Source organism: Limnospira sp. PMC 289.06, assembly GCF_032350395.1.
GTDB lineage: Bacteria > Cyanobacteriota > Cyanobacteriia > Cyanobacteriales > Microcoleaceae > Limnospira > Limnospira platensis.
Window position 1 is genome coordinate 1 of the sequence record NZ_JARPLC010000150.1, and the last position, 9,919, is coordinate 9,919.

At 42.2% G+C, this 9,919-nt stretch carries 10 protein-coding genes; 7 read left to right on the plus strand and 3 right to left on the minus strand.

The window, feature by feature from the left end; all coding sequences use genetic code 11:
* Window positions 1-768: 768 nt before the first annotated feature.
* From P5674_RS20975 to psbM, 7 genes are all read left to right on the plus strand, one after another.
* A complete protein-coding gene (locus tag P5674_RS20975; RefSeq protein WP_006617307.1) occupies window positions 769-1,221 on the plus strand; it encodes a hypothetical protein in 453 nt (150 codons plus the stop codon).
* 21 nt (window positions 1,222-1,242) lie between these two features.
* On the plus strand, window positions 1,243-1,437 hold the full coding sequence (locus P5674_RS20980; RefSeq protein ID WP_006617306.1) for a hypothetical protein: 195 nt from the start codon (window positions 1,243-1,245) through the stop codon (window positions 1,435-1,437).
* Window positions 1,438-1,453: 16 nt separating this feature from the next.
* A complete protein-coding gene (locus tag P5674_RS20985; RefSeq protein ID WP_006617305.1) occupies window positions 1,454-1,942 on the plus strand; it encodes a DUF2752 domain-containing protein in 489 nt (162 codons plus the stop codon).
* Between the two features lie 98 nt (window positions 1,943-2,040).
* A complete protein-coding gene (locus P5674_RS20990) occupies window positions 2,041-4,101 on the plus strand; it encodes a mechanosensitive ion channel family protein (RefSeq protein ID WP_006617304.1) in 2,061 nt (686 codons plus the stop codon).
* A 16-nt stretch (window positions 4,102-4,117) separates the two neighbouring features.
* The gene (locus P5674_RS20995; protein WP_006617303.1) at window positions 4,118-4,606 is read left to right on the plus strand and encodes an SAM-dependent methyltransferase; all 489 of its coding nucleotides are present in this window, start codon (window positions 4,118-4,120) and stop codon (window positions 4,604-4,606) included.
* A 136-nt stretch (window positions 4,607-4,742) separates the two neighbouring features.
* Window positions 4,743-5,648, plus strand: a complete 906-nt coding sequence (rimK, locus tag P5674_RS21000; protein ID WP_006617302.1) for a 30S ribosomal protein S6--L-glutamate ligase — start codon at window positions 4,743-4,745, stop codon at window positions 5,646-5,648.
* 80 nt (window positions 5,649-5,728) lie between these two features.
* Entirely contained in the window at window positions 5,729-5,842 is a 114-nt protein-coding gene (gene psbM, locus P5674_RS21005) for a photosystem II reaction center protein PsbM (RefSeq protein ID WP_006617301.1), read from the plus strand.
* Between the two features lie 82 nt (window positions 5,843-5,924).
* On the opposite strand, the gene P5674_RS21010 is transcribed toward psbM, so the two are convergent.
* The 3 genes from P5674_RS21010 to P5674_RS21020 form a co-directional block, all read right to left on the minus strand.
* Entirely contained in the window at window positions 5,925-7,136 is a 1,212-nt protein-coding gene (locus P5674_RS21010) for an aspartate aminotransferase (RefSeq protein ID WP_006617300.1), read from the minus strand.
* A 141-nt stretch (window positions 7,137-7,277) separates the two neighbouring features.
* Window positions 7,278-8,426, minus strand: coding sequence for an iron-containing alcohol dehydrogenase family protein (locus P5674_RS21015; RefSeq protein ID WP_014275722.1), 1,149 nt, complete (start codon window positions 8,424-8,426; stop codon window positions 7,278-7,280).
* Window positions 8,427-8,511: 85 nt separating this feature from the next.
* A complete protein-coding gene (locus P5674_RS21020; RefSeq protein WP_315670243.1) occupies window positions 8,512-9,579 on the minus strand; it encodes a glycosyltransferase family 1 protein in 1,068 nt (355 codons plus the stop codon).
* Between the last annotated feature and the right edge of the window lie 340 nt (window positions 9,580-9,919).

Here is a 9,919-nt window from a genome sequence, read left to right on the forward strand (position 1 = left end):
CCGATGACAAAAGGGTATCCACATCAGGAGCCGTGTGATGGGAAACTATCAAGCACGGTTTTGAATGGGAGTTCGCGAAGGTGACTTCACTCTCGACCCCTAACTCCTAGAGGATGTGAGATGTAGCCAGAAGCCAATGCCCAACTGTAATGATTGGGATATGCGTGCGAGACGTTCAGGTATGAAATAGGGCTGAGATGCCCGAAATAACTACCTGGTGGGGACTTCAGCCCCTAGTCGCTGGATATAAGAGGTTAATCTCTGACCATCCCTATAACTGTTTATATGTCCCAACGTTTGGAATTCAACCTTCCAAACAAGGCAGGGAACCCAAGGTCATAAACGAAGTGTCTAGTGGGAGTCGTGAACCGATTGAGCATAGAGTAAAGGGCAACGGCGATCGCCATCAGCCAAAATTCTGACTGTTTCCAGTATGGAATTGACAAAAAATTAGGTGTGTTCATCATCAATTTTTTCCCAAATATTACTATAGTTAAATAGTGGGGCTATTATCTATCAAAGATATAGATGCCTCCGTTGGCAATAATAGCCTAGGTAGATTATAACCGGAGGAGGGAGTCCTATAGCGATCGCCTTGAGAATATCATTTATCAACATATAACTATATTGCCTCGAGTCTCAAATACTAAATATCATCATGATGTTCTGATAATGTTGATTTTTGTGAACCCAATCAAAAATAGATAGTCTTTTCAGATAACATATCTTACAATTAGTCAACTATAGTAATTTATCGGTGACTTATTCATGATTGACATTAGTATATTACCGCCGACTCCAGCAGTCACTAATCTAGTCCCGGTTCTACTCGCTCAACAAAATACAGTTCCACAACTAGATATTACCTACGATACAGTAGAACCAAACCCAGGAATATTGATCGGCTATTTAATTGGCTATTTAGTGTTTAGTTTTTTGTCCTGGAAAATTTATCAAAGATGTCGAGTGGACAATGCTTGGTTTGCTTGGATTCCTATTTTAGGAACCTATATAAATTTTGTGGCTGGGGATGAAGATAACCCGATTTTATGGACGATTTTGATGTTCATTCCCTGCATCAATATCATTGCCGTAATTTGGTTAATCAAAGCCTGGATTAGAATTTGCAAAAAACTAGAAAAAACTCCCTGGTTAATACTTTTGTGGATAGTTCCTGTGGTAGGAACCTTAGTTTTCTACTCCTATCTCGCTTTTGGTTAAGTTAATGTGGGAATCCAAATCATGCTAAAACTCAAGCACAGAAAAACGATATTTTGGTTTTTGATTGCCTTATTAGCTGGAAGTTCAATAGCCGTGTATTCCCAGTCAGAGATTAATTTTTTTGTGAAAACTTTTGAACTGGTGTTATTTCAGCAATTAGCAACGGTGGTAATTTACCTAACCTGTTTTGGGGTGGATTTGCTAAAAAGTCGTTAATTGATGGGGAATTGTAATGGTAGGTAAAACACTAAAATCGCCTGATTTGCTTTCTCGACAACAACGACAAAAACGGATGTTGGGTTTAGCGATCGCCTTAATACCTATTATCGGTAGTATAGGGTTTAACCTAGGTGTTCATATGGAGTTTTTAAGATGTCCCCTGATGCGATATGTGGGGGTTCCTTGTCCAGCCTGGGGGTTAACTAGATCCTTAATGGCTACAGCCAGAGGTGACTTAAATCAGGCGATCGCCTACCACTTATTCGGTCCCCTAATTTTCTTATGTTTTGTGATTGCTATTATTCATTTAATTTGGGAAATTATCAAAAATCGAAAATTAGATATTTTTTATATTCACTGGTTGACTAATCCCCGGGTACAAATTTTGAGTTTTCTGATTCTACTGGGCTATCACAGTGTACGATTGCAACATTTGTGGCAAATTGGTAAACTGTATCCATCTTTCCTCAACTCCCCTCTAGGACGCTTGCTCCTTAGCTAAATCTCAGATAGTATCTGAAGGCTATGATCATTAAAAATTTGCCAAGATTCCCGAATTGAGTTATTATCCATGGTCGGTGTTGCTAACTGAGGAGGATCATGAAAACTCGGTGGAGGATTTTACCCCTAGAGGCGATCGCTTGTTTAGACAAATCCCTAGGGTTGACTATAAATTATAAAATACTCCGAAAAATTACTTATTTTGTAAGCGTTTTGGTCTTGACATTTTCCTTAACTGTCGCTGGTCACAGCCCAGCCTTCGGGCAATTTTTCGTATCTCCCGTCTCAATTACCGATCAACAGAATCAAACCTTTTTGTGGAATGTCAACCGTGCTTATAGCTGTGGTGCTAGTTGGTGTAGCAGAGTTTATTTAGGCGGCCACGGTGGGCGGGGAGGATTAATCCTCGGTGCGCGACGGAGTTTAGAACAAGATGACCGCGCCACTGCCTTAACCTTAGAAAGACGTGCAAAATTAGTACAGGAATCCTTTAATCGAGGTCTCCGTAATATTATTAGCAGAAATCAAGAATTACCACAAACATATCATCCCGAAAATTGGCAGTTTTGGCGGTTGTTTAATCCAGATAAACCTCTACATCCATTGACCCCGCAATTAAATATAGGAATTCAGAATAACGAAACGGTAATTTATACTCAACCAAATCATGATTTACGCATCCCTCAAATTGTAGTAATCACCGTCAATAATCATGATGCCATTGTTAATGGTATAACAGTTGAAGAATTAGCACCAGTTTGGCGAGACCAAATCACGCAGTATGCTAGTGAAGCCTTATGGGGGCGAGAATTTGATGCTCAATATCCTTTAGGAAGAATCACCATCACCTTGATTATTGTAGCATTTATTTTCCTATGTCTGAGGCTAATTTCGGGGTTACGAAAATTACTAACACAACGACGCAATCTAATTAAAAGCCAATTGCAAAATCTGGTGAATGAAGCTAAAGTTAACCCCGAAACCTTATCAGGAGAAACTCTTTCTGATACTGTAGTTCAACCGAATGAAGACATCAGTGATGATGCCGATAAAGTTAAGAATGTCAACAGTAATGGCCAAGGCTATAGTTCAGGTTATCTGCATCAGAAAATTAATCAGAAAATTAATCAAATCCCTAAACTGATCGCCAGGAGGTTAAATAGTCAAGTATCACTTCAGCAAGGCAAAAACTTAGTAGAATTATTGCGGAGATTTCTGCTGATAGCGGAATTATTAGTGATTTTATTAGGTATCAGTTTAATTTGTTTCGTATTTCGGCAAACTCGTCCTTTAATTATTATGTTTGCCTATCAAGCAATTCTGCTCCCTAGTCTTTGGGTTGGTATTACCTTAATTGATAAACTGTTAGATTTTTTCATTGATGATACCTTAAATGGTTGGGCTCAAGAACAACAAGAATCCCATCCTAACTTGAATCGTTACACTATGAGAGTTAGCACCTATTCTCCGGCTCTCAAAGGTGGTAAAAGTTGGCTTTTCTCCGGTCTTGGTATTTATTTCACTGTGGTAATTATTGGCATCAATACGGCGTTCCTAGCCGGTGCGGGAGCCTTCGCTTTATTAACAGCTTTTCTATCTCGTAATTTAATAGAAAATATGTTAAATGGCATTTTAATTTTGCTCACAGACCGTTATGCTGTAGGTGATGTCGTCCAAATTGGCAATTTAGCCGGAGCCGTAGAAAGCATGAATTTGTATTGCACTAATCTCCGCAATTTAGATGGTCAATTAATAACTATTCCCCATGGTCAAGTTGCCACAGTTATTAATAATACTAAAGACTGGTCACGGGTGAACCTCGGCTTAAAAATTGCCTGGGATGCTGACATCAGAAAGGCTATGGAAATTATTCTTAAAGTCTGTCAAAAGATGCAAAATGAGGCGGAATGGTCTGACAAGATTTTAGAACCTGTTGATATTCTGGGGGTTGATGATATTTCCCATGAGGGAATTGTGATCCGGTTTCTAGTTAAAACTATACCCAGCCAACAATGGGCGGCAGCACGAACCCTGCGGTTCAGACTCAAACAAGCCCTAGATGAAGCAGAAATTACCCTAGGGGTTCCCCAGCGTTTCGTATGGTATCATCAACATGATCATCAAACTTCTAGGGATTTTAAGAATTTGCTCAAACCCTGATTGTTAGTTAAATTTTATGTACTCTAATCAACCTGATATTGGTTATGTTCCAACTCCTCAAGATTTGTTAGAGGATGTTCTCCGTTGGGTGAAAGTTGGTGCTGATGATGTTGTATATGACCTAGGTTGTGGAGATGGACGGGTAGCGATCGCCGCCGCCGAAAAATTTGGGGCGCGGGGAGTTGGTATTGATATTGATCCCGATCGCATTAAGGAAGCCACAGAAAATGCCAAAATAGCCGCCGTTAGCGATCGCGTCATCTTCCGCCAAGCCAACCTGTTTAACAGCAATTTTCAGGAAGCCACAGTTATCTTTATTTATCTGTTACCTCAGCTTAACCTACGTTTAAAACCCCAATTACTCGAACAACTCAAGCCGGGAACCCGCATTGTCTCCCGGGACTTTGATATGGGAGAATGGACTCCCGACGCTGTACTGCATTTAACCCACCCCGAAGAGGAATGCACATTCTATTTTTGGAGTATCCCCAGTCCGGTAAAATAATAAATGTTATTTAGATTCGTAAAAACCAGAAGGTGAAATGGGAACAATGTTAGTTTCTGGCTGGTTATTCATGGCCAGGTTATTCCACACAGCGATCGGCAACCACAAAAACGTCAGATGCTATTAATATTATACCATGAAAATTGCGATTCTATCCCAAGATAGTTCCCTTTACTCTACTCGGAGACTGAAAGAATCAGGGGAACAGCGGGGTCATGAGATGTATGTAATCGATTACCTGCGCTGCTACATGAATATTACCTCCCATAAACCCATGGTCATGTATGGGGGAAAACCCCTAGAAGGATTTGATGCCATTATTCCTCGTATTGGTGCATCTAAAACCTTTTATGGTACTGCTGTTGTCCGCCAATTTGAGATGATGGGTGTATTTACTCCCAATGAGTCTCAAGCCATTTCTCGGTCTCGTGATAAGCTGCGTTGCTTGCAATTATTAGCCCGAGAAGGCATAGGTCTTCCGGTGACTGGGTTTGCCCATTCTACTAAAGATATTGATGGTTTGATTAACGTAGTTGGTGGGGCTCCCTTAGTCATTAAACTGTTAGAAGGAACCCAGGGAATTGGTGTAGTTTTAGCTGAAACATACCAGGCGGCTAAGTCTGTAATTGAGGCATTTCGGGGACTTGATGCCAATATTTTAGTCCAGGAATTTATTAAGGAAGCTGGAGGGGCAGATTTACGCTGTTTTGTAGTTGGTGAAAGGGTAGTAGCTTCCATGAAACGCCAAGGCGCAGAAGGGGAATTTCGGTCTAATCTTCACCGGGGAGGAAGCGCCCAAAAAGTCAAATTAACCCCAGAGGAAAGATCAACCGCTGTCCGCGCTGCTAAAATTATGGGGCTGAAAGTCGCGGGGGTGGATTTATTGCGTTCCAATCATGGACCTGTGGTAATGGAAGTTAACTCCTCACCGGGACTAGAAGGAATTGAGACCGCCACCGGAGTAGATGTACCTAGGAAAATTATGGAGTTTCTGGAAAAGTATGCTGCACAAGGTAATGTGCGCGATCGCACCCAAGGTTAAAATTTCCACTCAAACTAGCCAATTTAATGATATCCTGGGGAAGTCGGTTTCTTTTGTGTATTAACACTCGTTGGATAATTATGGAAGTTAATGACCTAGGATTTGTTGCCAGCATTCTTTTTGTGCTAGTTCCTTCCGTGTTTCTTCTGATTCTGTATATCCAAACCCAGAGTCGCGAAGGCAAAGAAGGATAAATTCAAGTTTTGCCAATTTTTTTTCAAAATTAGAAAAGCGCCGAGGCTCATTGCCAATAGCGCTTTTTTAATAAGAATTGACTTAAACCATTCCCGTTGCCACCATTTGGCGTTGATAGCCAATATTGGCTTCTTTTAGGCGTTTGACCGCTTCCGCCAAGCGATCGCAATCAGCAATCAGACTAATTCTAACATAGCCTTCTCCTCCCGCCCCAAAAGCATTACCTGGAGTCACCACCACCCCAGTTTGTTGTAGGACTGATAGGGCAAAATCCGTTGAAGTCATACCCACGGGACAGGGAGCCCACAAATACATCGCCGCTTTGGGTTTAGGAATATTCCAGCCCAATTCTGCCAATTCTCTGACTAGAAAATCCCGGCGGGTTCTATACCTATTTTGCACCTCTTCCAAGTAGGAATCTGGCAAATTTAAAGCAGTTTCCGCCGCCGATTGTAAAGCAGCGAATAACCCATAATCTAAGTTAGTTTTCAGAGTTCTTAATCCTTGAATAATTCGAGAATTACCAACTACAAAACCCACGCGCCAACCCGCCATATTATAGGTTTTTGACATAGTATGGAACTCGACCCCAATCTCCTTACCTCCCGGAATTTCTAGTAAGCTGGTCGGTTGATAACCATCAAAAGCTAGTTCCGCATAACAGAGGTCATGAACCAATAGAATTTGATGTTTGTGGGCGAAAGCGACTAAATCCTCAAAAAACTCCCTGGGGGCGGTTGCACCTGTGGGATTATTAGGATAATTAAAATAGAGAATTTTGGCGCGGTCAGCAATATGATCCGGGATATCTGCTAAATCTATAATCCAATCATTTTCTGGTTTCAGGCGAATTTTGTAAACATCCCCCCCAGAAATTAACGGACCCCGAAAATGGGCAGGATAAGCCGGATCTGGGGATAAAACCACATCTTGGGGGTTGACATAGGCTAAAGCTAAATGGGTGAGACCTTCTTTAGATCCTAATAGGGGTAACGCTTCACTATTGGGGTCTAGGTTAACTCCATAGCGACGGTGATACCAACGAGTAATGGCGGCGCGGAAACTAGCAGTCCCTTCAAAGGGGGGATAGCCATGATTGGCTGAATTTCGCAAGGCGGCGATCGCCGCTTCTACTACAGGTTCAGGAGTCGGTCCGTCCGGGTTTCCCATACCCAAATCAATCAAATCAAGGCCTTGTTCACAGGCATGGGCTTTCAATTCATCTAATCGCGCAAATACATAGGGGGGAAGTTGTTTAACCCTATCTGCTGGCGTAATCCAATCTAAATTCATGTTTATTTGTGGTTGTTAACTCAAAAGTCAGTTGAGGAAAGAGGGGGGAACTTTTACAGGTTAATTGATGGTGCAATTTATTGTGATTAGTGATTAATTGCCCCTCACCTGAAGACTGATTAAACAGCCCATAGTTAACCTTTAACTCTTAATTGCCCCCACAGGTACAGTAGTAGAAACCATGGCAGCCATTAGTGATTCTGGGCAAACTTTAAAGGGTAGTCGGTGAATGTCAGACTTTTCACCACAGGCAATTTCTGCCCCATGCCTTAACTGGGCTAAGGTAATATTTCCCAATCCCAAATCAGCCAAAGTTTGGGGTAAGCGGATATCGCTATAAAACTTCAACAGTTGTCCTCTAGCAGAAGCTGCCAGTTGATTCCCTTGTAGCATCTCTTCTAGGCGCAACTGTACTAAAATGCCATAGGCGACTTTTTCTCCGTGAAGGGTCTTGTGGGTAGCGCATAGGTGAGTTAAACCATTATGGACAGCATGGGCTGCTACAGTCCGACACTGTGCCCCCCCTAAACCACCGATCGCCCCAGCGAGTAAAACTGTGGCATCAACCACTTCTCGCCAGGTTTGGCTTCCGGGTTCACTGAGGGCGGCTACGGATTTTTGAAACAAAATGTCCCGCAGGACTCTCGCCTGTTGCACTGCTGCCACAATCAGGGTTTCTTCTGAATGTCCACTACTGACTGACGCTTCATACCATTTGGCGATCGCATCTCCAATACCAGCAATTAAAGTCCGCTGGGGCGCTGTTTGAATCAGGCTATAGTCGAGGATGAGCAAATCAGGACACTTGGCTAACCCTACATCATACAAGAATGCTCCCTCATTTGTATAGATATTTGAGAGAGCCGTCCAGGCGGCGCAGGTAGCCCCAGAGGTGGGAATAGTTATAATCGGTACTCTCGTCCTATAAGCTAGGAGTTTGGCGATATCTAAAGATTTTCCGCCGCCAACCCCGATCACCAAGTCCCCTTGATGGTCCGCGCAAATTTGTTGGAGTTTCTCTAAACTGCTTTCGCTACAGTCAGGGGTATAGTTAGCCCAATTAGCCTTGAGTTGATGGGTTTCTATAATCGGTTGTAAATGGGGTTGAATTAATTTTAGGGTGCGATCGCCTCCCACAATTACCGGACGACTACCAAAGGCGGCGATCGCCTCTCCCGCCTCTGCCAGTCTGTCAACTCCTCGAATTACCTGGGCTGGGGCAATACTTAATGCCGGAGTTGGGCTGATCATAGTGGTTTTGGTCAATAGGGGAGAGGATAAAGGTTCCATACAGGCCCTCGCAAAATTCGTTAAGTCGCTAATTCTAGCCGATTTTACCCATAACTGGGAACATCTGCTCCCATTAATTTTGATTTTACATATATCTTGCTAAAACTTCCACAGTTTGCTGTCCGGTTTTCTGCCAGGAAAATTCTTGACATCTACTGAGTCCTTTGTGTCTAAGTTGCCCCGATATTTGTGGATCGCTGATTAGGGTTTTCATGGCGGCGCTGATCTCTTCTACTTCATAGGGATTTATCAATATCGCTGCCTCTCCAGCTACTTCCGGCAGTGATGCTAAATTTGAGGTAATTACAGGGGTTCCACAGGCCATAGCTTCTAAGACCGGAAACCCGAAACCTTCCCATAAACTTGGGAAAACTAAGGCGATCGCCCGATTAATTATTGACGGTAATTCCTCGGCTGCAACATAGTCTAAAAATTTCACCTGTTCCCTCAGTCCTAATTCTTTTACCTGTTGTTTTAATAAGGGTGTATAGGTGCTGTCACTCGGCCCCGCTAACCACAGTTCATAATCTTTCGGTAATTGGGAAAATGCTGTAATTAGCCTCGGTAGATTTTTATAATGATCATGGCGACCAATATATAAAAAGTAGTTTTGCGTCGGTAAATCTAAAAATTGAAACCTCTGGCGATCGTACCCTAATAAAATCGGAGTAATTTTCCTGGCACTAATTCCCAACATCTCCACCAAACTATTCCCCGTCGCTTCCGAATTACAAACAATATGTTGTGCTTGTTTTAGCACCGCCGGAACATAGGATTTGAAATAAGCCGTTAATCGCGACCCCCGCTTGGGAAATTTGAGCGGAATTAAATCATGAGCCATTACTATTGACCGACAACCTGTATATAAAGGCGCTTCTGGTAAGGGTGAAAACAACAATTTATAACCTGATTTTCGATATATTAATGGTAGTTTAAACTGAGTCCAAATCAATCGCCTTAAATGTCCCTTTGTCCCATGCTCAGGAGTCATATTATTCGGGACTTTTTGGCACTCATAACCAGCGATATCATCAGCAGTTAGCAATAAAGGTTCTAGGGGTTTTAACCATGGGATAATATTAGCAGCATATACTGATATCCCTGTGGGTTTCGGTATTACAACTGATAGATTAATGACTAACTGACGCTTCAATTATCATCTCCTCGAATGTCTATAAATGGTAATTATAGCCTGGCTTAATATCCCCAATATTCCCAAACTTCCTCCTTGAGGATATGTTCTTTTAGTTCAATATTCGCTCAATATCAGATAACTTTTACTTTCAATGGGGGTAAAACTATGTGGCACTATTCCCCATTATATTATAGTAGGTTATGGGGAGCTTGTCAATAGGTAATTTTGGATATTTACTAAAAAGCGATCGCCTTCGGGTTAGGGGTGTTTGTGGTGGTGAAAGTACCCTATAAGCGGACACGGTTTCCCATGGTGTTATATTAGGTCAAGATGGGGAGTTTGTCAATGGGGAATGATA